Origin of the sequence: Paludisphaera sp. (genome assembly GCF_037189885.1) — a bacterium.
In the GTDB taxonomy this organism is placed as follows: domain Bacteria; phylum Planctomycetota; class Planctomycetia; order Isosphaerales; family Isosphaeraceae; genus Paludisphaera.
Genome location: NZ_JBBCIR010000113.1, coordinates 12476 through 34873 on the forward strand (window position 1 = coordinate 12476; position 22398 = coordinate 34873).

The 22398-nt window shown below is 71.0% G+C and carries 17 protein-coding genes; 10 read left to right on the forward strand and 7 right to left on the reverse strand.

What is annotated here, in order from left to right; all coding sequences use genetic code 11:
* Nucleotides 1-51: 51 nt before the first annotated feature.
* Nucleotides 52-549, forward strand: a complete 498-nt coding sequence (gene smpB, locus WG209_RS24585) for an SsrA-binding protein SmpB (protein ID WP_337177757.1) — start codon at nucleotides 52-54, stop codon at nucleotides 547-549.
* Nucleotides 550-995: 446 nt separating this feature from the next.
* On the opposite strand, the gene WG209_RS24590 is transcribed toward smpB, so the two are convergent.
* Nucleotides 996-1793 carry an ankyrin repeat domain-containing protein gene (locus WG209_RS24590; protein WP_337177758.1) on the reverse strand — a complete coding sequence of 266 codons (798 nt, stop codon included), beginning with the start codon at nucleotides 1791-1793 and terminating at the stop codon, nucleotides 996-998.
* Nucleotides 1794-2078: 285 nt separating this feature from the next.
* Between WG209_RS24590 and WG209_RS24595 the strand changes: the two genes are divergently transcribed.
* Together WG209_RS24595 and WG209_RS24600 are read left to right on the forward strand one after the other, a co-directional pair.
* A complete protein-coding gene (locus WG209_RS24595) occupies nucleotides 2079-2624 on the forward strand; it encodes an arginine decarboxylase, pyruvoyl-dependent (RefSeq protein WP_337177759.1) in 546 nt (181 codons plus the stop codon).
* Nucleotides 2625-2638: 14 nt separating this feature from the next.
* Nucleotides 2639-3643 (forward strand): L-threonylcarbamoyladenylate synthase, encoded by a 1005-nt coding sequence (locus WG209_RS24600; protein WP_337177760.1) that lies wholly within the window; start codon nucleotides 2639-2641, stop codon nucleotides 3641-3643.
* A 28-nt stretch (nucleotides 3644-3671) separates the two neighbouring features.
* Here WG209_RS24600 and ruvB read toward each other — a convergent pair whose 3' ends face one another.
* Nucleotides 3672-4787 carry a Holliday junction branch migration DNA helicase RuvB gene (gene ruvB, locus WG209_RS24605; RefSeq protein WP_337177761.1) on the reverse strand — a complete coding sequence of 372 codons (1116 nt, stop codon included), beginning with the start codon at nucleotides 4785-4787 and terminating at the stop codon, nucleotides 3672-3674.
* 25 nt (nucleotides 4788-4812) lie between these two features.
* Nucleotides 4813-5463 (reverse strand): Holliday junction branch migration protein RuvA, encoded by a 651-nt coding sequence (gene ruvA, locus WG209_RS24610; protein WP_337177762.1) that lies wholly within the window; start codon nucleotides 5461-5463, stop codon nucleotides 4813-4815.
* Between the two features lie 797 nt (nucleotides 5464-6260).
* Between ruvA and WG209_RS24615 the strand changes: the two genes are divergently transcribed.
* From WG209_RS24615 to WG209_RS24625, 3 genes are all read left to right on the forward strand, one after another.
* Nucleotides 6261-6707: a hypothetical protein gene (locus WG209_RS24615; RefSeq protein ID WP_337177763.1), complete on the forward strand. Its 447-nt coding sequence runs from the start codon at nucleotides 6261-6263 to the stop codon at nucleotides 6705-6707.
* A 235-nt stretch (nucleotides 6708-6942) separates the two neighbouring features.
* Nucleotides 6943-7704: a HEAT repeat domain-containing protein gene (locus WG209_RS24620; RefSeq protein WP_337177764.1), complete on the forward strand. Its 762-nt coding sequence runs from the start codon at nucleotides 6943-6945 to the stop codon at nucleotides 7702-7704.
* Between the two features lie 193 nt (nucleotides 7705-7897).
* Nucleotides 7898-9961, forward strand: a complete 2064-nt coding sequence (locus WG209_RS24625) for a DNA strand exchange inhibitor protein (protein ID WP_337177765.1) — start codon at nucleotides 7898-7900, stop codon at nucleotides 9959-9961.
* A gap of 28 nt (nucleotides 9962-9989) precedes the next feature.
* Here WG209_RS24625 and WG209_RS24630 read toward each other — a convergent pair whose 3' ends face one another.
* Nucleotides 9990-11114 (reverse strand): glycosyltransferase family 1 protein, encoded by a 1125-nt coding sequence (locus WG209_RS24630; RefSeq protein WP_337177766.1) that lies wholly within the window; start codon nucleotides 11112-11114, stop codon nucleotides 9990-9992.
* A 302-nt stretch (nucleotides 11115-11416) separates the two neighbouring features.
* Between WG209_RS24630 and rpsL the strand changes: the two genes are divergently transcribed.
* The 3 genes from rpsL (at nucleotide 11417) to WG209_RS24645 (ending at nucleotide 14100) form a co-directional block, all read left to right on the forward strand.
* On the forward strand, nucleotides 11417-11818 hold the full coding sequence (gene rpsL, locus WG209_RS24635; RefSeq protein WP_337177767.1) for a 30S ribosomal protein S12: 402 nt from the start codon (nucleotides 11417-11419) through the stop codon (nucleotides 11816-11818).
* A 107-nt stretch (nucleotides 11819-11925) separates the two neighbouring features.
* A complete protein-coding gene (gene rpsG, locus WG209_RS24640; protein ID WP_337177768.1) occupies nucleotides 11926-12399 on the forward strand; it encodes a 30S ribosomal protein S7 in 474 nt (157 codons plus the stop codon).
* An 858-nt stretch (nucleotides 12400-13257) separates the two neighbouring features.
* Entirely contained in the window at nucleotides 13258-14100 is an 843-nt protein-coding gene (locus tag WG209_RS24645) for a DUF2262 domain-containing protein (RefSeq protein ID WP_337177769.1), read from the forward strand.
* A 277-nt stretch (nucleotides 14101-14377) separates the two neighbouring features.
* Here the strand turns inward: WG209_RS24645 and WG209_RS24650 are convergent, their stop codons facing one another.
* Both WG209_RS24650 and WG209_RS24655 read right to left on the reverse strand, forming a co-directional pair.
* Nucleotides 14378-15682, reverse strand: a complete 1305-nt coding sequence (locus WG209_RS24650; protein ID WP_337177770.1) for a Gfo/Idh/MocA family oxidoreductase — start codon at nucleotides 15680-15682, stop codon at nucleotides 14378-14380.
* Nucleotides 15683-15773: 91 nt separating this feature from the next.
* Nucleotides 15774-18083: a beta-L-arabinofuranosidase domain-containing protein gene (locus tag WG209_RS24655; protein ID WP_337177771.1), complete on the reverse strand. Its 2310-nt coding sequence runs from the start codon at nucleotides 18081-18083 to the stop codon at nucleotides 15774-15776.
* Nucleotides 18084-18690: 607 nt separating this feature from the next.
* Here WG209_RS24655 and WG209_RS24660 point away from each other — a divergent pair.
* Nucleotides 18691-21342, forward strand: a complete 2652-nt coding sequence (locus tag WG209_RS24660) for an AMP-binding protein (protein ID WP_337177772.1) — start codon at nucleotides 18691-18693, stop codon at nucleotides 21340-21342.
* Between the two features lie 52 nt (nucleotides 21343-21394).
* On the opposite strand, the gene bshB1 is transcribed toward WG209_RS24660, so the two are convergent.
* Entirely contained in the window at nucleotides 21395-22087 is a 693-nt protein-coding gene (bshB1, locus tag WG209_RS24665; protein WP_337177773.1) for a bacillithiol biosynthesis deacetylase BshB1, read from the reverse strand.
* Nucleotides 22088-22398 lie beyond the last annotated feature (311 nt).

Here is a 22398-nt window from a genome sequence, read left to right on the forward strand (position 1 = left end):
TGATGTAGGCCGGGTGGACACGAAGGAACGTCTGGGCGCTGGGTTCAAGCCATGGCCAAGAAGAACGCGGCGAGTCCCGCCGCCAAGAAAGACGATGGCGACGGCATCAAGATCGTCGCCCGGAACCGCCGCGCGCGGCACGACTACGACCTGATCGAGAAGGTCGAGGCCGGCATCGTCCTGACCGGCACCGAGGTCAAGAGCCTGCGCAACGGCAAGGCGAACCTGGAGGACGCCTACGCCGAGGTGACGCGCGGCGAGGCCTGGCTGAACGGGTGCGACATCCCGGAATACCTCCAGGCCAACCGCATGAACCACGTCCCCAAGCGCAGCCGCAAGCTCCTCCTGCACCGCAACGAGATCGAGAAGCTCGCCGCCCGCACCAACGAGCGCGGGCTGACCCTGGTCCCCACCGCCATCTACTTCAAGAAGGGGATGGCCAAAGTGGAGATCTTCGTCGCCAAGGGCCGCAAGACCTTCGACAAGCGCGAGGCCATCAAGAAGAGCGAGGCCAAGCGCGACATCGACCGCGCCCTCCGCCGTCGTTGACCCACCAGCGACGCGACGCCTGAACCGTCGCCCGCCCTTCTCCCCACGTGGGAGAAGGTGGCCCGAAGGGCCGGATGAGGGGGGCGGATCGGGACGCGTTGGTGCCACATGACCATGGTCATAACGCCCTTCCCCCCTCGCGGGGGAAGGTGGCCCGGAGGGCCGGATGAGGGGGAAGACTAGCGAGTAAGCTGGTGGGATTCGCGATGGCCGGACGGGCCTTCGGCGACTGCAACAGCCCCCGCGCCCGTCGTCCCCCTCTCCTGACCGCTTCGCGGTCTGTCCTCCCCCGCGAGGGGGGAAGACGTCTCTCGTCGAGGGCGATCCAGGAGTCGACACCGGTCGCCCCCTCATCCGGCCCTTCGGGCCACCTTCTCCCACGAGGGGAGAAGGGGTACTCGCCCTTGGCTTCCGAACGAGCGGCGGGAAGGTAGATCGCGCGGGCCCTACTTCGGGGACCGGAACCATCCCCGCCAGCCGCGGCGGGGCGTGTGCTCGTCCAGGATGCTGACGACTTCCGCGTGCCTCCCCTCGGCGGCCATCTGGTCGGCCCTCTCGCGATAGTATTCCGCGATGTCGTGCTCGCCGAGGATGGCGAAGGCCATGTCGCGGGTCGCCTCGTCGGGGAAGTCCACGTCCGCCAGGGTCTCGGCGGGGTCGACCCTGGGCTGGGCCTTGAGCATGCGGTAGATCTTCGGATCGTGCCCGCGACCGGCCTCGACGGCGAGGTCGCGCGCCGTCCTGCCGAACAACCCGTCCCGGAGCGAGGCGTCCGCGCCGCGGTCGAGCAGCAGGCGGACGACCTCGGGCTGCCCGGCGGCGGCGGCTTCCATCAGGGGCGTCCGGTGATCGTCGATCGTCGCCGGTCGGTCGACCTCGGCGCCGGCGTCGAGCAGCAGCCGGCACTTCTCGACCCGCCCGCGACCGGCCGCGACGTGCAGCGGGGCCCAGCCGTTCATGCCCACGCCGTGGACGTCCACCCCGGCGGCGAGCAGGCGGGCGACCACGGCCGTCGACCCTTCCACTTCGGAATTCACGGCCCAGTGCAGCGGGGGATCGCCCTCGACCCCGCCGTTCGGATCGGCCCCCCGCTCCAGGAGGAACGCGACGAGGTCGTCGTCGCCGGCCGCCGCGGCGTTTTCCAGCGGCGCGCAACCGTACTCATCGCGACGATGCACGGCCGCCGGGTCGGCCTCGACCGCTCGCCGCACGGAGTCGGGGTCCCACCCGTAAGCGTCTTCCATCCCGCTGTCCTCCCCCCGGCGATGGGCTCGCGCGTGATCCTCCCGTGCTACCCGGACGGGCAGGCCGGGGTTTCGGTTCGGTTCGGGGCCCGGGGAAAGGGGGGCCGGACGGCGCGGGGCGTCGACTTCGGGCTTGTGGCCTTGATACGGACGGGGGCTGGGGGGATAATTTCCACTTCGTGGGATCGCGCGCGGCGTGCGGCGACGACGCGGACTCTTCGCGGACAGCGGGACGGTCGGCGCCCATCACCGTGGACGACCGGACCGGGAGGACTCAAGCCAGAGATGTACGTACCTTCGAAGTTGTTCTTCACCAAGGGAGTCGGCACCCACCGCGAAAAGCTGACCAGCTTCGAGTTGGCGCTCCGCGACGCCCGGATCGCCTGCTACAACCTGGTGCGGGTCTCCAGCATCTTCCCGCCGCACTGCAAGGAAGTGACGGTCGAGCAGGGGCTGAAGGACCTGAAGCCCGGGCAGATCGTCCACGTCGTCATCAGCGAGAGCGCCACGGCCGAGCCCAATCGGCTGGTCGCCTCCAGCGTCGGCGTCGCCATCCCGCGCGATCGCGACCAGTTCGGCTACCTGTCCGAGCACCACGCCTACGGCCAGACCGCCAAGACCGCGGCCGACTACGCCGAGGATCTCGCCGCCGAGATGCTCGCCACGATCCTCGGGGTGGAGTTCAACCCCAACAGCTCGTGGGACGAGAAGCGCGAGATCTGGAAGATCGCCGACGTCATCTACAAGACGAAGGAGATCACCCAGACGGCCGTCGGCCACAAGGACGGCCTCTGGACCACCGTGATCGCCGCCGCCGTCCTCATCCCCTGAGCGCGGAGCGCGCCGTGATCCGCACTCGGGTCCTGCTCGTCGACCGCGACGAGCCCGAGACCGACCACCGCGACGAGGCCGCCGCCGTCCTTAGACGCGGCGGCCTCGTGGCGTTCGCCACCGAGACCGTCTACGGCCTCGGCGCCGTCGCCACCGACGCCCAGGCCGTCCGCGGCATCTTCGCGGCGAAGGGCCGCCCCTCGCGCAACCCGCTCATCGTCCACGTCGCGAACGCCGACCAGGCGCGCGAGTACGCCGCGCGCTGGGATGGCCGCGCCGAGATGCTGGCCCGCGCGTTCTGGCCCGGCCCGCTGACCCTGATCGTCCCCCGGACGCCGGCCATCCCGGAGATCGTGACGGCGGGGGGTCCGACGGTCGGCCTGCGCGTCCCGGCCCCGACGGTCGCGCGCCGGCTCATCGAGCGCGTCGGCCTGCCCCTCGCCGCGCCCAGCGCCAATCGATCCAACCGCGTCTCGCCCACGCGCGCCGAGCACGTCCTGGCCGACCTGGACGGCCGCGTCGACCTGATCCTCGACAGCGGCCCGGCGAGCGTCGGCCTGGAATCGACCGTCCTGGACCTGGCGTCCGATCCCCCGCGCGTCCTGCGCCCCGGGCCGATCACGGCGAGCGAATTGGCGAGCCTGCTCGGCGTCGAGGTCGGTCATGGGCCGGTCGAGGCCGATCCCACCACGCTCGCGAGCCCCGGCATGCTCGCCGTCCACTACGCGCCGAGGACCCGAGCCGTCCGCGTCCCATCCCGAGTCCTCCTGCCCGAACTCGATTGGCCCGAGCGCGCCGGGCTGATCGCGTTCGAACCGCTCCCGTTGGGCCTGGTCCCGGACCGCGTGGCCCGATTCATCCTGCCCGACCCGACCGTCGCGGCCCGGGAGTTCTACCGGGCGCTGCACGACCTGGACGCGCGAGGGCTGGACGTGATCGTCGCCGTCGAGCCCCCCGCCGAGCCCGCGTGGGACGCCCTGCGGGATCGGCTCCGCCGCGCCACCACGCCGGGCGTCTGAAGGCCGGGCGTGGGTCGGCGCGGTCGGGTCAGAGGAACAGCCGGCGCTGGGGGTCGAGGATGTCGTCGTCCAGGTCGCGCTCGGGGACCGGGATGCCCAGGTGGCGGTACGCGGAGGCGGTGGCGACGCGGCCGCGGGGGGTGCGGACGACGAATTCCCGGCGCAGGAGGTAGGGCTCGACCTCGTCGCGGATCGTGTCGAGCGAAAGGGTCATCGTGGCGGCGAGGGCCTCGGCGCCGGTCGGCCCCCCCTTGAAGACGCGGATCAGCGTGTCGAGGTAGCGCCGGTCCTGCTTGTCCATCCCCTCGGAGTCGATCTCCTGCATGGCCAAGGCGTCGTTGGCGACCGAGACGTCGATGACCCCGTCGGCTCGGGCGATGGCGTAGTCGCGCACCCAGCGGAGCCGTGCGTTGGCGATGCGCGGGGTGCCGCGGCTGCGGCCGGCCAGCTCCCAGGCGGCCTCCGGGCTGATGGCGACGCGGAGCTTGGCGGCGTTGATGGTGATGATCCTCGCCAGATCCTCCGGCTCGTAGAACTCCAGGTGCTCGTGCATGTGGAACCGCTCGCGCAGCGGCGAGGAGAGCATCCCGCTGCGGGTGGTGGCCCCGATGATCGTGAACTTCTTCAGCGGCAGGTTGATCGTCCGCGCCGCCATCCCCTCGCCCAGCACGACGTCGACCCGGAAGTCTTCCATGACCGGGTAGATGAACTCCTCCACGGCGCGGGGGAGCCGGTGGATCTCGTCGATGAAGAGGATGGAGCCCTCGGCCGCGTTGGTCAGGTAGGGCATCACGTCCATCTTCTTGTCGAGCGACGCGCCGCTGGTGAGGCTCAGCTCCACGCCCAGCTCGTTGTGCAGCACGCCGGCGAAGGTGGTCTTGCCCAGCCCCGGCGGGCCGTCGAAGAGGATGTGCGGCAGCGGCTCGCCGCGCTTCTTGGCCGCGGCCAGCGCGATCGAGAGCCGCTCGGCCACGCCCCGCTGGCCGATGATCTCGGAGAGGCGCTGCGGGCGCAACCTCTCCTCGACCGGGTCCGGGGGCGCGGGGGGCTCGCCGCGGGCCTCGGCCCTGGGCTCATGTTCGGTCTCGCGGTCACGGTCGCGGTCGTCGTCGGGCTTCCGCTTGTACTTGATCTCTCGCGCCATGGCGTCGCTCTCCCTCGGCCGCGGTTCAGGGCTTCTCCTGCTGATAGATCGCCTCGATCAGGTCGGACACCGACTTGTACTTCTTCCGGCCGGCGAGGACGCGATCGATGGCCGCGCGGGCCTGCATCTCGGAGTGGCCCACCGCCAGCAGCATCGCGTAGGCGTCGCTGACGACGTCCGGCTGGGCGTGCGCGGCCTCCCCGTTCGAGGGGGCCGGCGCCGAGGTGGTGCCGTCCGCGTTGACGATGAGGGCGTAGATGCCGACCTTCCGCCGGAGCTTCGCGACGATCCGCTCGGCGGTCGCCTCGCCGATGCCGGGGAACGTGGCGAGCGTCTTCACGTCCTGCTCCTGGATCGTCCGCGCGATCTCCCGGACCGGCCGGACCATCGCCCGGAGCGCCTTCTTCATCCCCACGCCGTCGACCGAGCAGAAGGTGTCGAAGAACTCGCGGTCGATGGTCGACATGAAGCCGACCAGACGCGGCGTCAGCCTCCCCCCCATCGCCTGCCCCTCGATGTAGAAGGTGGTGTGCAGCGTGACCGTCTCGCCCACCTTCCCCTGGATCTGCCGGCGCGTGTGCTCCGGGATCATCACCTCCAGCTCGAACGGCTCGACCCCCAGCGTCAGGGTCTCCTCCTGGACCGACCTGAGAACCCCCCGGATTTGCGTGATCACCTCGGCCCCCCGCCCTGAACGGCTGTGTGTTTTTGTTCAGTCATTGTAGGCCCCGGCCCTCGCGCCCGCAAGCCGTGTCTTCGCCGAGATCGGCCCGCCCCCAAGGAGGGTATCGGCCGTCGGGGCGACGGTCGACTCCTTACCTTCAGGCGTCGCGTCGGACGGGCGCCGGACATGAGGGCGATCTCGGGGCGCGGCCTCGCGCGAGACTCCTCGGACGGGGGAGTCGAGCTTGATGCGACCTCCCCTTCGCGCGACGGCTGAAGGTCTCTCGGCCGGGGTCGTCCGAAGGGACTCGGGGCATGGCGGGGACGGGCGCGCGGAGGCCTCGCGCGGGGTCGCGCGGAGGGCCCGTCGGCCCGGCGCGCGACCGGTCCGGGACACCCTCGAAGGCCGCGCCGGGCGACCTCTCGCGAGCGCTTCGCGCGCGTCGTCGACGACCGAGGCGTCGAGGCTCGTCGCGCCTCGCGCCGCGCGCGATTTCGGGGCGCTTCTCGCGCGCGCCTCGCGATCGTCGCCGGGCCGACCGTCGGAAAACCCCGGTAAACATAGGGCGAAACGCACGATGGGACATGAATGATCATGTTGCCATAGCATGATTCGATAAGAGATTCGCGTGGCGGCGCATGACGATGCGACCCGGACGGCGGCCCGAAAAACCCGAAAAACCCCGAGAAATTCGCGTGTTTCGAAGCATCTCCCTCTTCCCCTGGTTGAAAGATTTGGTATGAATTGGCGCAGGGGCCGCTCAATGAGAGATGGTCCGGTCCGAGATCACGCCCGAGACGAGGTGCCCGATGGCTACGAAGAAAGCGACACCGAAGGGCGGCGCCGCGAAGGCCGCTCCGAAGAAGGCCGCCCCCAGGAAGGTCGCCGCCGACAAGGCCGCCGCCGAGAAGCCCGCCCCCGCGAGGAAGGCCGCCGCCCCGAAGGCCGCCGCCCCGAAGGCCGCCGTCGCCGTCGACAAGGCCGCCCCCAAGGCCCCCGCGGCCAAGAAGGCCGCCCCGAAGAAGGCCCCGGCCGTCAAGCTGTCGGACGCCCAGACGAACCTCCTGCGCGAGATCGCCGGCTCCGGCGAGACGGGCCTGCCCGCCAGCAAGCGGACCCAGAAGACGATCGACGCCCTCCAGACGAGGAAGCTCATCAAGCGGGGCAAGAAGGAGGGGGACTTCTTCAAGTACCACGTCTCCAAGGTGGGCGAGAAGCACCTCGCCGGGCTCGACTCCGCCGCCGGCTCCGCCTGAAAGCGGCGTCGCGGCCCGGACGATCGAGGCGGACCATCGCGGGCCGGCCCCACGTCATCGGACGTGCGCCGGCCCTCTTTATTGCGCGGGCGGCCCGAGAGCCGGCCTTGGCGGTTCCGCCCCCCCCGGCTATGATCCCCGCGCCTCGTCGATCTCGCCGCGCGTCGCCCCCTGGATCGCGACGCCCCGGCGGCCGACGCCCCATCTCAACCTCCATCAAGGAAGTCTTACGGTTATGGACGACCGAGCTTTCCGGAAAGGCGCGACGCGACGCGCGGCCTGGGGGGTCGTCGCCCTCGCCGCGCTGGCCTCGGGCTGCGGCGCCTACGTCGGCACCACGGCCAAGAGCTTCCTGAGGCACGTCCGCACCAACCCCGACCCCAACGCCCGCTACCTCGCCTACGCCAAGCTCGGATCCAGGGACCTCTACGACTCGGACCACCAGCGCGAGGAGGCGGTCTCCGTCCTGATCGAGCGCTACCAGAAGGGGAACGAGCCCCTGGCCAGCCGCGCCATGATCTGCCGCACGCTGGGAGAGCTGGGAGACCCCCGCGCCCGCGAGGTGCTGCTGAAGGCCGTCCACAGCCACGACGCCGTCGTGAAGATCGAGGCGTGTCGCGCCCTGGGGAAGGTCGGCCTGCCGGAGGACGCCTCGGTCCTCGCGCAGACGATGACGCTCGACAACCTGGAGGACGCCCGGATCGCCGCCATCGACGGCCTGGCCGACCTCAAGAGCGAGGACCCGCGGATCTACAGGGTGCTCCTCGACTCCATGGAGCACGACGACCCGGCGATCCGCCTGGCCTCGCTCAACGCCCTGCGGAAGATCGTCGGCAAGGACCTGGGGACCGAGATCGACCCCTGGCGGAAGGAGCTGGAGCCGATCCTCGCCGCCACCCCCGCGGACCTCGCCCCCCCCTCGAACGCGCGCTCCGTCGCCGACGAGGTCGCGGCCGAGACCGCCGCTGCGAACGACCTGACGGGCGCGCCGCGCTGACCCCCCGCCGTCGGGCCGACGCGCTATCACGCCCCCGCGGGCGACGAAGCCGGCGGGAATGCCCTTTCGACGCGGCTGTTGGGATGGCCTCGCGTCGCGCCGGTCCGTCATAATCGAGCGACGACGCGAACCGCGCCGCGGCCTTGCGCATCCGAGGGGAATCCCGTCGGCGCGTCGCCACCCGAGAGGCGAGATGGACAGTCACACGCTCGAATTGCTAGGCGTCTCCAAGATCAAGGAGCTGGTCGCCGCCCGCGCCGCGTGCTCGCTGGGCAAGGAGGCCGCGCGGTCGCTGGAGCCCTCGCGCGACGCCGCCGAGATCGCCGCGCGGCACGCCGTCGCGACCGAGATGGTCGAGGCCCTGCGCTCCGGCCTTCGCCCCCCGCTGGGGGGGCTCCACGACATCCGGCCGCTCGTCCGCCGCGCGCAGGTCGGCGCGATGCTGGAGGCAGAGGAGCTGTCCGAGGTCGCCGAGACCCTGCGCTCCGTCGCCGCCCTCGGCGACTGGCTCGAACGCCACGGCGACAACTTCCCCAGGCTCGGCGGCATGCGCGCCGACGTCGGCGAGTTCGGCCAGGTCCGCACGGCGATCGAGGGCTGCCTCGACGCCCGCTCGCGCGTCCTCGACACCGCCAGCCGACGCCTCTCCAACATCCGCCGCGAGATGGAGGAGGTCGAGGGGAAGATCCAGGAGAAGCTTCGCTCCATGCTCCGCTCGCCCGAGGTCAGGCGGGCGCTGCGGTACGCCAACTTCACGATGGTCGGCCATCACTACGTCCTCCCCGTCGCCAAGGACCACCGGGGCGAGATCCCCGGCTCCGTCCAGCGCTCCAGCGCCAGCAACGAGACGGTCTACGTCGAGCCCGCCGCCATCGCCGACAAGTCGGCGCAGCTCTCCTACCTCCGCGCCCGCGAGCAGAAGGAGATCCGCCGCATCCTCCGCTGGCTCACCGCCCAGGTGGGGCAGGTCGCCGACTCCCTGCTCGGCACGCTGGCCAACCTGGCGGAACTCGACCTCATCTTCGCCAAGGCCCGCTACAGCATCGACTACCAGATGCGGGCCGCCGACCTGAGCGCCGAGGGGAAGCTCGTCCTCCGTCGCGCCCGCCACCCGCTGCTGGAGGCCATCTTCCGCCGCGACCCCGCGCTCCACGTCGAGCCCCCCTCCCCCGCCCCGGCGACCGCGACCGCGACGACCAACGGCGAGGCCGACGCCCCCCCGCCGCCCGCGCCCGTCGAGCCCGCGACGCGCCGCGAGGTCGTCCCCATCGACGTGCATCTCGGGCTGCGGTTCCGCATCCTGGTCATCACAGGGCCGAACACCGGCGGCAAGACGGTCGCGCTGAAGACGGTGGGGCTGCTGGCGGTGATGTCGCAGATGGGCCTGCACGTCCCCGCCGCCGAGGGCTCGCAGCTCCCCATCTTCGACGAGGTGCTGGCCGACATCGGCGACGAGCAGAGCCTGGAACAGTCGCTCTCGACGTTCTCGTCGCACGTCCGCCGCATCACCGACATCTTCGGCAAGGCGTCCGAGCGGTCGCTGATCATCCTGGACGAACTCGGCGCCGGCACCGACCCCGCCGAGGGGGCGGCGCTGGGGAGGGCGATCCTCGACGAGTTGGACTCGTTCGGCGGCCTGGCGATGGTGACGACCCACATCGGCGACCTGAAGACCTACGCTCTCACCAACCCCCGCGCCGAGAACGCCGCCGTCGAGTTCGACGTCGAGACGCTCCAGCCGCGCTATCAGGTCCACATCGGCGACGTCGGCCAGTCGAACGCCCTGAAGATCGCCCGCCGCCTCGACATGGCCGAGCACCTCGTCTCCCGCGCCCAGAACTATCTCGACCAGGCCCAGGGCTCCACGGTGCCCGAATGGGACCTCATCGCCAGGATGCGCAAGGAGGCCGAGTCGGCGCGGCAGGAGGCCATCGCCGCCCAGGCCGAGGCCGAGCGCACCCGCGACGCCCTGGCCGAGCGCCTGCTGGCGTTGGAGCTGGAGAGCCGCCGCGAGGCCGACCTGGTCGAGGCCCGCGCCAGGCTCCAGCCGGGCGACAGGGTCGTCGTCCCCCGCCTCGGCTACGACCGCCCCGGCCGCGTCGTGAAGATCGACCCGCGCAAGAAGACGGCGACCGTCTCCATCGGCCACATGAACTGGGACGTGGCCGTCGAGGAGCTGATGCCCCAGGACGTCGCGCCGACGGCCGCCAAGGCCCCACGCTCAAAGGGGCCGCGGCTGGAGGACTTCGAAGGCTGACGCGGGAGGCGATCCCGGCCCCTCGCGGTCAGGAGCGTTCGCGGAGCGCCGCGGCCAGGCGATCGTTCGCGGCGTCCCAGCGGAAGCCGTCGGCGATCGTCCGGCCCAGGGCGACGCGGCGGTTTCGCTCGTCGTGGCGGTCGAGGAGGTCTCGGAGGGCGGCGACAATCCCCTCGTCGTCCTCGGGGTCGAAGTACCAGCCGGCCTCGCCGCCGATCTCCGGCAGCGCGGTGGAATCGGCCAGGGCGACGGGAGTCCCCTGGGCCATCGCCTCGACGACCGGGATGCCGAAGCTCTCGCAGAGCGACGGGAAGACCAGGGCCGCCGCCCCCGCGTAGGCCGCCCGGAGGGCCGGGCCCTGGCGATATCCGGGGAGCCTCGCGACGACCCTCGACCCCAGGCCGGCGATCGCCTCGCGGAGCGTCCGCTCCTCCTCCGGCGCGCCGGCGCCCAGCAGCACCAAAGCCAGCTCCCCCGCCGCGACCTCCGACAACTTCCCCGCGGCGCGGACCAGCCGCGCGAGGTTCTTGCGGGGCTGGAAGTTGGCCACGGAGAGGAGATAAGGCAGGCCGTCGGGCAGGCCCAGGTCGGCCCGGATCGCCTCGCGGTCGGCCTCGGGGGTCGGCTCGAAGAAGACGTCCTCCGCGCCGTTGGGGACGTGGGCCACCCGTCCGGCGCACTCGGGGACGGCCTCCAGGAGGCGCGCGGTGTTGAACTCGGACACCGAGAGGACCAGGTCGGCCCGGCGGAACGCCTCGGCCGTGTTCCGGCGCAGGCGCTCGGAGCCGAACTTGAAGCCCTGCAAGACGTCGTGGCTGGTCACGGCCACCCTGGCCCGACTGGTCCTGACCCGGAATTCCGCCGGGCAATAGACCCAATCTTGCCGGCCGGCGATCCACTCGATCGGCGGGATCGGGGCGACCCGCCACCAACGCAGGAGGTCGCGCGTACGCGCGGGGAAGGAATGCCGGGGGAGGTCGCCGAGCGAGTCCCAGTAGTCCCGCCCCTCGGGCCGCGAGATCCGCCCGGCGACGGCCGTGACGGCGAAATCGGGCCGGCGGGCGAGCCGTTCGAGCTGGGCCAGCGCGTGCCGGGTGACGCCTGTCGGGGCGTGGCAGGCGTCCATGTCGTAGAGCCAGGCGACCCGGATCAAGCGGCGCTCCGTCGTCGGTCGAAAGAAGGTCGGTCCCTCGCGCCCGATGGTAAGGGCGGGGGAACGCGGCGTCAATCGCCTTGACACGGCGGGCATGGCCGGTAGACTAAATCCTTTGGCTCGGGATAGACCGCCTGAATCCGACCGGGGAGCGTCGTCCGAACGCGCCGAGCGTTCCGGGCCGATATGTCCGCGGGTTCCCGGGGGCCGCCCCGACTCGCGGCGAGTCGGTCGTTCCTGGCCCCGCGGCCAACGGCCGCCGACAGGACCAAGCAAGGACGACAGGGAAACGACGAAAGAACATGCCGACCATCAATCAGCTCGTTCGCAAGCCTCGCCGGCCCGTCCAGTACAAGACGAAGTCGCCGGTCCTCGAAGGGTGCCCGTTCAAGCGCGGGGTCTGCCTGCAGGTCAAGACGATGACCCCCAAGAAGCCGAACTCGGCGCTCCGCAAGGTGGCGCGCGTGCGGCTCTCCAACGGCAAGGAGATCACCGCCTACATCGGCGGCGAGGGGCACAACCTGCAGGAGCACTCGATCGTGCTGATCCGCGGCGGTCGCGTCCGCGACCTGCCGGGCGTGCGCTACCACATCGTCCGCGGCGTCCTCGACTGCCAGGGCGTCGGCGATCGCCGCCAGGCCCGCTCCAAGTACGGCGCCCCCAGGAAGAAGGCCGGCGCCCCCGCCAAGGGCGGCAAGAAGTAAGCACCCCGTCCCGCCGCGCCGGCCCGCCGAGCCCCACCCCGGCTCGCGCCGTCGCGGCGACATCCCCCAGGATTCATTCGCTCACAATCCCCGCAGGATCGACCTAAATGGCCCGCAAGTTCACGGCGAGCAAGACCCACCTCCGGCCCGACCCGCGCTTCGGGTCCAAGCTGGCCGGCAAGTTCATCAACTGCGTCATGCACGACGGCAAGAAGAGCATCGCCCAGCGCCTCTTCTACGACGCCATGGAGCTGATCCAGAAGCGGCTCCCCAACGAGGAGCCGATCGAGGTCTTCACCCGCGCCGTCGAGAACGTCAAGCCGATCATCGAGGTCCGCTCGAAGCGCGTCGGCGGCGCCACCTACCAGGTCCCGATGCAGGTCAACAAGACCCGCCAGCAGACCCTGGCCATCCGCTGGCTCCTCATGGCCGCCCGCGAGAAGAAGGGCCGCCCGATGGCCGTCAAGCTCGCCGACGAGCTGATCGCCGCCTTCAACCGCGAGGGCGCCGCCGTCACCCGTCGCGAGAACGTCCACCGCATGGCCGAGGCCAACAAGGCCTTCGCCCACTTCGCCTGGTGAGCTAGCCAGCCCCCCGGCGAATCGATCGAACACACGAACAGGCCGACCCCGCGACTCCCCGGTCCGCGCGGTCGGCCTTTCGGCGTTCGAAGCCCGTCGGTCGCCCTCGGAGATTTATCCGAGATTCGTGAAATCCGGCCGGGCCCGCCGCGGACCATACGGGTGTTGATGACGGTGCTCTTTGACAACCCGTACGTAGTACTGATCGAGGGGCCAAAGCCCCGAGGACGATCCCCCGCGGTCCTTGATCCGTCCCCTCTCCCGCCGGGAGAGGGTAGCCGCGCCAGCGGCGGGTGAGGGTCGTCGCGCTTCGTGAACCGCGCCGGCCGCGCGCTTTTAGTGTGCCGGGGTCGTTGCGCCCACACGCGCCAGCCGACACCGCGCGGGCGGAACGTCCGCGCCACGATGGGACGAGAGCCGGCGCGCTTCGAAGCTGGCTACGGCCGCGCGGGATGAGCCGTTGCTCCTCCCGAACTCCGATGACCCTCACCCGGCCCTTCGGGCCACCCTCTCCCGGCGGGAGAGGGGACGCGTTTCACGCTCGATGAATATGGAGCGGGGAGGAAAACGACTTCGAAGTTGACGAACGAAGCCAAGCCGATTTTGGCGCAAGTCCTCTTGCTATCACAGAATTATGGCGTAACCCAGGAGGAAGTCGGCGCGCGAACGAAGCCAACTCGCGGGGCCTCCGCCATGCCGAGGATCGTCGCGCGGGCCGCCGGGCGGGCCGCCGGGAACGAACAGGTCGCCGATCCCCCTCCCGGCTTGCGCGAGGATGTATGCTTGTCGTGCCCCGATGGCCACGTTGTCGGCGGGGAACCCATCACCTCGGTCCGTGGACAGGAGAGGACTCCAGACATGAGCCAGCACGACGACGAGGCCGCCAGGGAGGCCGAATCGGCGGCGCGCCGGAAGGCCCTCGCCGAGCAGATCGCCGCGCGCCCCATTGAGGAGGTCGTCGGGATCGTCGCCTTCGGCGGCAAAGGCGGTTCGGGGGCCGACGGGGGGCTTAAGAGGCTTCGACTGAGTCTTCGTCACTGGAGGATCGGCTCGGGCCCCCTGAAGTCACGGGAGCTGACGACCATGTTCACGATCCCTCCCGAGGAATTCGACGCGCTCTGGTCGCGTGTCCACAGCCTCGATGTTGTCCGCCTGCGTGCCAGGGTCGTCGAGGATTCGGCGATCGGGGAGCCGCGAGCCGAGGTCGTGGAGTTCGTCGGCCATGACGACGACCCGGAGCTGGCCCGGTTGGTGGTGGACCTCAAGACCCCGGTCGTCCACGAGGATCCCGATTTCGGCGAACTGGTCCTTGACCGCGCCACCGACTGGTTCAAGGCCGACGTCAGGTGGTACCGGTCCACCATCGAGCTGATGGTCATCCGCGACGAGTCCGGGTCCCCCGAGCTCGCGCTCGCCACCGCCCGCGCCCTCTGGAGTCAGCCCAAGGCGTGGACGACGCGCGTCAAGGATCTCGCCGTCCAGCAACTTCTGCCGCTCAAGAATGAGGATTGGCTCGACGAGGGCGAGAGCCCGCTCACCCCCGAGCGGTTCCTCCGGAAGTTGAAGCTCGAATCGATCGCCGTGAACCCCGACGGCTCCTTCGAGTTCTGGTTCGACGACGGCAACCTGTTCTCCGGCCACATGATCCAGGTCGACGGCACCCTCACCGAAGGCCCGACGCGAACGCAACTCGCGGGCTGATGGACTCGCGAGGACTTCGGAGCGGAAGCGGCAAGGGCTTCATGATCGTCATCCCCCCTCGCGGGGGAGGACAGACCGCGAAGCGGTCAGGTGAGGGGGAAGGCTAGCGCGAGGGCTGATGGAGCTGACGAAGGCCCTACCGGCCGTCGCGAATCCCGTCGCTTCGCGTGCTTCGCCTCCCCCTCATCCGGCCGTTCGGGCCACCTTCCCCCGCCAGGGGGAAGGACGTCGTGCGTGCCGTGCCGAAACCCGAAACGAAGCGAATCACGGAGGCGAATCAAACCTTCCACTGTTCGCGGAAAGGGCGAGTGCGGAGGCCGTCGGCCTCCTCGTCGTTGGTGATGGTGCCGGTGGCGGGGTCGAAGTCGAGCTTGCGGCCGAGGATCCACGAGGCCGCGGCGGCGTGGCAGGCGGAGTGGGAGTTCCGCATGACCTCGGCGTTGGCCGCGGGCTTCTCGCGGGTCTTGATGCAGTCGAGCCAGTTCCGCGCATGGGCGCCGACGTCCAGGCCGCTGTCATGGGCACCGGAGGGAAGGTCCTTCAGGCTCGCCTTGAGGCCGTCGGGCTGGACTTCGACGCCGCCGTTGTCGCCCGTCTCGACCCAGCCGTCCTCCCCGACGAACCGGACCGGGCAGGTCCCCAGCGCGGTGATCCAGTTCGGGCCGCGATCGCCGAACGGCTCCTTGAGGAAGTCGATGATCAGCTCGACGCCGTTGGCGTACGTCGCCTTGATGTTCGTCTCCGATGGCTCGAACGAGACGGGGCCGGTCGCGTCGGCGTCGTTGGCCCACTGGCAGAGGTCGACGGTGTGCGCGCCCCAGTCCAGCAGGCGGGCGCCGGACTCGAAATCGTAGTGAGCCCGCCAGCCGCCCTTCACGTAAGCCTCGTTGTACGGCCGCCATGGGGATGGGCCGAGCCACAGATCCCACTCGACCACGTCCTTTGCGGGCGTCGGCTGGGTCGGATACCACTGCGAGACGATCGATGGGTAGTAGACCGAGGCGTACAGCGTCTTCAGCTTGCCGAGCTTCCCGCTCCGGGCTAGGTCCACCGCGTACCGGAAGTTGGGGACGCTCCGGCGCTGGGTGCCGGCCTGGAAGACGCGACCGGTTTCGTTGATGACGTCGGCCACCTGGCGGCAAAGGTCGAGCGTCAGCCCGCAGGGCTTCTCGCTGTAAACGTCCTTCCCCGCGCGGGCGGCGAGGATCGTGGCGTGCGCGTGCCAGTGGTCGCCGGTGGCGATCAGCACGGCGTCCACGTCCTCGCGGTCGAGCAGCTCGCGGAAGTCGCGGATCGCCGCGCACGACGTGTCGCCGTTGTGCTTGTCGACGCGATCCTTGGCGGCGTCGCGTCGGCTCGCCTGGACATCGCACACGGCGACGCAGCGCACGTCCGGCTGGGCGAGCATCGGGCCGAGATCATACGTGCATCGGGGGCCGTAGCCGATCACCCCCAGGCCGATCCGCTCGCTGGGCGCCGCCCCCCCTTCCCTCCCCAGCGCCCGCGCCGGGACGATGGTCGGGAAGGCCGCGGCGACCCCCACGGCGTTCAGGAAACCACGGCGGTTAGTGGCGTTCGTCATCGTCGGCTCCTGGGAGGGGATCGGATCGACCTCGCACGCCGCCGACTCTAGCGCGCCGGCGGCGTGGGGGCAACTCCCAGGGGCCCGCGGGTCACTCGGCGAACGCCTCCAACTCCGCGCAAGACGAGAACGCCTGGTCTGGAGCGTCGCCCGACGCCGGCGTCCCGATCACCCGCGCGCCGACGACCTCGATCGTCTCCTTGAGCTTCAGTTCGAACGCCTGCCCGGGGGCGATGCACGCGTCGCGGGTTGCGTCGGTCGCCGGGTAATCGGCCAGCTCGCCGACGGGCTCCCACGGCCCGCCGGGCTCGCGACGGACCTCGATCCGCGGCTTCCCCTTCGACGCGTCGAACCAGCCGCCGTCATGGAAGCTGTTCCCGTGGCGATAGACGACCCGGCCGACCCGCGCCGGCGCGGCGAGATCGACCGCGTACCAGTCCTCGCCGTCCCTCGGCTTGCGGTCGTCGAACGTGACGACGTAGCTCTCCGGGTCGCCGTCGTTGATCGAGCCCTCGACGTTCCCCTCGCGCGAGCGCGACTCCTCCGCGTACGCCAGCAGCGACGCGTTCGGGACGAGCGCCACGCCCGGCGCGCGGAGCCAGACGCGATACGCCCCCCCGGTCGCGCCGGCCTCCGCGAACGGGACGAAGACCCCGGGCGTCGGCGTGCTCGGGCTCTTGCCCACGACAGGGACCGTGAAGGCGAGCCCGTCGCCGGCGGTCGGTTCGACTCGCCCCTCGACCGGCGTGAAACCGACGGCCCGCGCGGGGGGGCCCTCGGGGTTGCGGGCCTCGTCGTAAGCCAGGACGAACGGGCCCCAGGTCAGGGCCTGGCGGTCGGGGTTCGAGTCACCGCCGGGGGCCGCCTTCAATTCCAGATCCAGGTTGATCTGGATCTCCGTGCCGTCGACCCAGGCGTCGGAAGCCAGGATGATCCCGCCGTCGGGCAGCACGCGCAGCTCGGCCGACGATCCCCTCGCCGAGACAGTCTGCCGGCGGCTCCACCAGGGCCGCGGGATCGCCAGCGTCAGCGCGACGGGCCGGGGCGCGCGGATGGTCAGCGTGCTCCGGCCGACGCGCGGGAACTCGCTCCGCTGCTCCAGGACGACCTCGCCGACGGGGGTCGGGATCGTGGCGCGAGAGGTCTCGCGGGTCTCGACGATCACCGCGGGCCGGCCGTCGATCTCGGACAGGAGGTACGCTTCCTGGACCACCAGCGCTATCCCGCGGGGGCCGCTGGAGTGGCAGCAGGTGATGTGGGCGTCGTACTTCTTCCGCCCTTCGAGCGCCGTGTAGTAGCACCAGTCCGAGCCGGCCGGGTGCTGGGCGGCGGCCAGGTGGTTGTAGGCCGCCCGCTCGATCTCGTCGGCGTACTTGCGCTCGCCGGTGAAACGGAGGAGCTGCAGGGATAGCTGGATCCAGGTCGTCGTGACGCAGACCTCGCCGACGTGCGCGGAGGCGCCATTGGGCAGGACGTGGGCCGCGAGGAAGTGCTCCCTCGCGCTGGCCGATCCGGTGAGGTAGAGCCGGTTGGCGACGACGTCGTCCCAGGCGTGGATGACGGGGTCGAGATACCGCCGGTCGCCCGTCGCGCGGGCCAGCTCGCAGAGGCCGACGAGGTTCGACAGCATCTCGTAAGCCTTGCCGTTGCCGACCTCGTCCACCCCCTTGCCGGCCGCCAGCCGGGAGAGGATGCCCGGCCCGCCGGGCTCGTCCCAAGACGCCACGATGTAGCGGGCGAAGTCCAGGTACTTCGCCTCGCCCGTCGCCCGATACAGCAGGACGACCGGCTCCAACACGCTCGTCGCCGCCATGCCGACGTGCGTCCCCGCCGCCAGGATGCTCCGCTCGGCGGGGAAGGTGGCGATGAGCAGGTCGGCCATCTTGCGGCAGGCGTCCAGGGCCTTCGCGTCGCCGGTGTACCGGTGGTAGGTCAGCAGGCCGATCAGGTTGTACTTGTGCGACCAGACGTCCCAGTCGGCCCCCGGGAACAGCCCGAAGCGCCTGCCGGGCTCGTAAGTGCCGAGGTAGCCGTCGGGCTCCTGGCAGGCGACCAGCTCGGCGACGACGGCGTCGAGCTTGGCCTTCAGCGCCTCGTCCCCGGTGTTCGCCCAGGCGAGCGTCGCCGCGTGCAGCCACTTGCCGACGTGCTCGCCGATCCAGGGATGGCTCCCCGGCCGCCGGCGATAGCCGGCCAGCAGCGGCTCCATGTCGACCTCGCGCAGCCTGGCCGACTCGTTGAGCGCGACCCGGCCCCCCAGCCACCCGCCGAGCTGGATCCGCGAGGGCGACAGCAACCGCGCGGCGTCGGGCAGGCGGTCCGGGGTCTTGTAGACGATCGGCTCGATCGGCGCGGGCGCGGCGAGCGTCGCGGACACGAGGGCGAGGAGGATGGAAGTCATGGCGTGGATCCTGGACAGGGAACGCGGGCACCCCCCTCGTTCTACCATCCCCCCGCGCGCCGCCAAAGGCACTCCCCGCGACATCGTCGAGGCCCCCGGGCTCCAAGGCGGGCGCGATCGGGCCTCCGCCCCCTCCAGGGACAGCGCTCGCGCCGCGATCGCCGTCGTGACTCCGGGCCACCGACGTCGAGGAAAGTCATCGCCAAGGCCAAGGTTGGCGTTTTTTAATAACGCCAGTACGTTCAGAAAACCGGATTTCTTAAACTGTACAATTTCGCTCGGCCTATCTGACGGTCGCAACGGCATGGCCGGCGTCACGCCCCGGTGATTCAGCGTAATTACGGGCCTCGGGCGTCGAGGCGGGGCGGTATGAAGGCCATGATTAGCGTTTTTTAACATCGCCCTTTCGTTCGCAAACAACAAATTCCTAAGCTGTATGCCTCCACGGTCGTCAGCCGTCGATCTCCCTGACGCGGGCACGTCCCCGCGCCGGCGGCGCCGCCCTCGATTTCCCCCGTGCATCACCCCCATGGATCACCCCGACCAAGCCCTATTCACATTGAATCGATCCGGGATCTCATCCGGATTCGCAGCCGAGGAGCCCAGGATGCCCGCGACTTTCGCCCCGGCCAGGTTGACGGAGCTTGAGGTCGTCGCGGTCGACGCCGCCAATAGCGCCGACTACGTGGCGCAGGTGTTTCGGTGCTATGAAGAGGGGTCGGTCGTGATGATCCGGCCGTCGGGGATGGCCGCCTCCGAGGTGCCGCGAGGCGTGCGGATCAAGGGCTCGGTCTCGCCCGCCCCGTCGCACGGCTGGCATCGGTTCTCGCACGTCCCCAGCGACAGCGACGCCCCGGCGCATCTGTGCTTCACGTCGGGCACGACGGGGGCGCCGAAGGGGATCTTGCTCTCGCACGCGGCCCTGAGCGACGTCGTGCGGCGCCTGAACGACGCGATGGCGCTCGGGCCGGACGTCCGGGAGTACGTCGGCGTGCCGGTCAATTACAGCTTCGGCTTCGGCCGCTGCCGGGCCGTGGCGGCGGTCGGCGGGGCCTGCTTCCTCCCCGAGCACGGGTTCAACCCCCTGGAACTCGTGGAGATGATCGGCCGCGGCGAGGTCAACGCCATCTCCGCGGTCCCGACCCAGTGGCGGGCGTTCTTCCGGGCCCCGCACCTGATCGGTGACGCGGGGCGCGAGGTCCGCTGGATCGAGATCGGGAGCCAGTGGATGAGCCGCCCCGAGAAGGAGCAGCTCAAGGCGATGTTCCCGAACGCCGTGATCATGCAGCATTACGGCCTGACCGAGGCGTCGCGGACGACCCTCCTCGACATCTCCCGCGCCTCGGGGGCCGAGCTCGAGGGGGTGGGCCGAGCGGTCGGGATGACCGAGGTCGACATCGCGGCCGACGGTCGGATCCGCATCCGCGGCCCGCACGTCGGCCTGGGAGAGCTGCGGGACGGCGCGATCCATCCGCTCGTCGACGAGGAGGGCTGGCTCCAGACGAACGACCTGGGCGAGATCCGGGACGGCGCCCTGTACTACGGCGGCCGCGCCGACGACCTAATCAACTGCGGGGGGACGAAGATCCCCTCCGAGCCGTTCGAGCGGGCGCTGCTCCAGGAGCTGGGCCTGGCGGGGGGCGTGGCGGTCGGCCCGGCCCCGGACGAGTTGCGGGGGGAGGCGGTCCTCGTCGTCGTCGAGGAGGGGTGCCCTCAAGCCCAGGCGAGCGTCGAGGCGGCCGCGCGGGCCGTGGCGGCCAGGTTCGGCCTGGGGGGGGCCGCGGGCGTGCTTCGCTTCGCCCGATGCGACGAGATCCCCAGGACGCCCACCGGCAAGGTCAGGCGCCGGGAACTCGCGGCGATCGTGGAGGCGTCGCCGCCCCCGCGAGTCGCGGCGGTCCCGCCCGCGGCGTCCCCCCCCGCCCCCGCGGGCGCGGAGAGCGATGCCGTCAAGGATCGGATCGTCTCGGCATGGCGGAGCGTCCTGGGCATGGAGTCCGTCCCGACGGACAAGAGCTTCACCGACCTGGGGGGCGACTCGCTCGGGATGATCTCCGTCATGATCCAGATCGAGCGGCTGGACATCCCCCGCGAGATCGCCAGGAAGGTCTTCGAGGGCAAGACGATCCAGCAGATCGTCGACGAGATGGAGGGCCGCGAGACCTCGATGTCCGAGGGGCAGCTTGCCGCCAAGCTCGGGGGGCAGGTCATCAACACCGTCCGAGGGGCCCTGGTGCTGCTCGTGATCGCGGTCCACTGGCTGCCCGGCGTGGTGGCCCGGATCCCCGGGGCCTCCGCCGAGGTCATCGACCTCCTGAACCCGCTGTTCCGCCTGGGCACGCCCGGGTTCGCGCTGGTGTTCGGGATGGGGTGGGGATACTTCCAGCTCCCCCTCTATCGCTCCAACCCCGGCCGGTTCATGACGGTCGCGCGGCGCAACGCGGCGTTGCTCCTCGGCGGTATCCTGCTACTGGCCGCCGCGAACGCGGGCGCCGCGCTGCTCTCTCCCGGGGATAAGCGGCCGGATGACCTGGTCGTCGCCTCGGTCTACTCGGTGCTGGTCTACTACCTCTTCGCCGTGATCGCCAGCCCGGTCCTGCTGCTCCCCGCGGCGCGTTCGAAGGCCGCGGTGGCGACCTTCCTCCTGGCGGCGATGGCGATGCTCGGGTGCGGGATCCTGGCGAAATCGGTCGTGGATCCGACGAGGGGGCATGGCCTGGTGGAGCTGGGCCGGCTCATGCTCGTCGCGAGGTATAACATCTTCGTGATGGCCTCCACGACCTTCCTCGGCGCGGCGCTCGGCGCGGCCTTCCGCCAGGCCGCCGACGCGGCGACCTTCTCGCGGCTGCCGCTGATCCGCCTCGGCGTGGCCGTCGCCGGCCTCGGGCTGATCGCGTCGTATCAGACCGCCGGCCTCTCGGCATGGATGACGGCGACGGGCCAGGAGCCGTGGGCGCTGGCGACCTACATGGGGATCATCATGATCGGCTCCGGCTTCGCTCGGATGATCCACCAGAGCCCCCGCCCGCCGGCCTTCCTCCGCAAGCCGGTCGAGGCGCTGTCGGTCATCGGCATCCTCGCCCTCCCGGCGTTCGTGCTGCACGGGGCCGTGATCCCCATCTCCCGCATCCTCAGGGGGGTCGGCGCTCCCGGCGTGCTGGCCCTCGCCCTGCCCCTTGGGGCCTTCCTGGGCGTCATGGCCCTCTTCTACACCCGGATGAGGCGGCTCTACACGGTCGGCTCGGGCTCCGCCGGCTGAGCCCGAGCCGGGCGCCGGCCTCCCCCCGCCCGGGGCCGCGGCGGGGGGAGCGCTACACCAGGAGGGCGTCCAGCCGCGACAGCCCGACGGGCTCGCGGCTGGCGAAGGGCTCGGCGTGGCCGACGCCCGCCATGTGGCCCCAGAAGCGGGTGCGGTCGCACACCGATTCGATCACGCCCGGCCGGTCCGCCGGCTGGTTGTCCACGAGCTGCGACCGGTAGCAGTTCAGCGCGGCGACCTTGGCGTCGAGTTCGTCGGTGATGTCCAGCACCAGGCTGGGGCGCTCGACGATCCGCAGGTGGACGCTGAAGTAGTAGAGGATGCGAGCGGGGTGGAAGGGCTCGCCGGGGATGTCGCTCTTGGAGAGCTTGCTCCAGAACCGGGCGTCCTCCACCAGCTTCGTCGCCGCGCCGTGGTCGGGGTGGGCGTCCTCCCAGTACGGGGCGAACAGGATCCGGGGCCGGACCCTGCGCAGGACGGCCGCCAGCGCCCGGCGGTTGGCCAGGCTCGGCTCCAGGCTCCGGTTCGGCAGGCCGAGGTTCTGGCGCCAGGGGTCGCCGAGCTTCTCGTTCGCCGCGGCGGTCTCGGCGCGCCGGATCTCGGGCGAGCCCAGGGGCGTGGGCTCGCCGCTGGTGAGGTCCAGGATCCCGACCTTCCACCCCTGCTTCATCAACCGGACGATGGTCCCCCCCGCGCCCAGCTCGGCGTCGTCGGGATGGGGGGAAATGACCAGGGCGTCGAGCATCGATCCGCTCCCGAGTGATCGGCGAGGCCCCCGCGCCGGGGCGCACGGCCCTAGCTTACCCTCGCGGAATCGGACGCGACAGGGCCGGGGACGCCGGGCCGATCGCCGGCCGCGATCGGGGCGTGCCTCGTCCCCCTCCGAGTCCCCGCGCCAACAACCGCCCGAGAGAGGCCCGAGGGGAATCCGCCGTTCTCGGCCGGCTGGACGTGAGGCGACGGAGGTGGCGGGAAGGCGCGACGTGGCGGCTTCCCGATCGGCCCTCATGGCGGCCTGTCCTCGCCGCGGGAAGGGCCGTCGATCCTCGCCGGAGG

Coding starts and splice junctions, on each gene's coding strand:
- smpB (WP_337177757.1), top strand. CDS start 52: ATGGCCAAGAAGAACGCGGCGAGTCCCGCCGCCAAGAAAGACGATGGC.
- WG209_RS24590 (WP_337177758.1), bottom strand. CDS start 1,793: ATGGAAGACGCTTACGGGTGGGACCCCGACTCCGTGCGGCGAGCGGTC.
- WG209_RS24595 (WP_337177759.1), top strand. CDS start 2,079: ATGTACGTACCTTCGAAGTTGTTCTTCACCAAGGGAGTCGGCACCCAC.
- ruvB (WP_337177761.1), bottom strand. CDS start 4,787: ATGGCGCGAGAGATCAAGTACAAGCGGAAGCCCGACGACGACCGCGAC.
- WG209_RS24615 (WP_337177763.1), top strand. CDS start 6,261: ATGGCTACGAAGAAAGCGACACCGAAGGGCGGCGCCGCGAAGGCCGCT.
- WG209_RS24620 (WP_337177764.1), top strand. CDS start 6,943: ATGGACGACCGAGCTTTCCGGAAAGGCGCGACGCGACGCGCGGCCTGG.
- WG209_RS24625 (WP_337177765.1), top strand. CDS start 7,898: ATGGACAGTCACACGCTCGAATTGCTAGGCGTCTCCAAGATCAAGGAG.
- rpsL (WP_337177767.1), top strand. CDS start 11,417: ATGCCGACCATCAATCAGCTCGTTCGCAAGCCTCGCCGGCCCGTCCAG.
- rpsG (WP_337177768.1), top strand. CDS start 11,926: ATGGCCCGCAAGTTCACGGCGAGCAAGACCCACCTCCGGCCCGACCCG.
- WG209_RS24645 (WP_337177769.1), top strand. CDS start 13,258: ATGAGCCAGCACGACGACGAGGCCGCCAGGGAGGCCGAATCGGCGGCG.
- WG209_RS24650 (WP_337177770.1), bottom strand. CDS start 15,682: ATGACGAACGCCACTAACCGCCGTGGTTTCCTGAACGCCGTGGGGGTC.
- WG209_RS24655 (WP_337177771.1), bottom strand. CDS start 18,083: ATGACTTCCATCCTCCTCGCCCTCGTGTCCGCGACGCTCGCCGCGCCC.
- WG209_RS24660 (WP_337177772.1), top strand. CDS start 18,691: ATGCCCGCGACTTTCGCCCCGGCCAGGTTGACGGAGCTTGAGGTCGTC.
- bshB1 (WP_337177773.1), bottom strand. CDS start 22,087: ATGCTCGACGCCCTGGTCATTTCCCCCCATCCCGACGACGCCGAGCTG.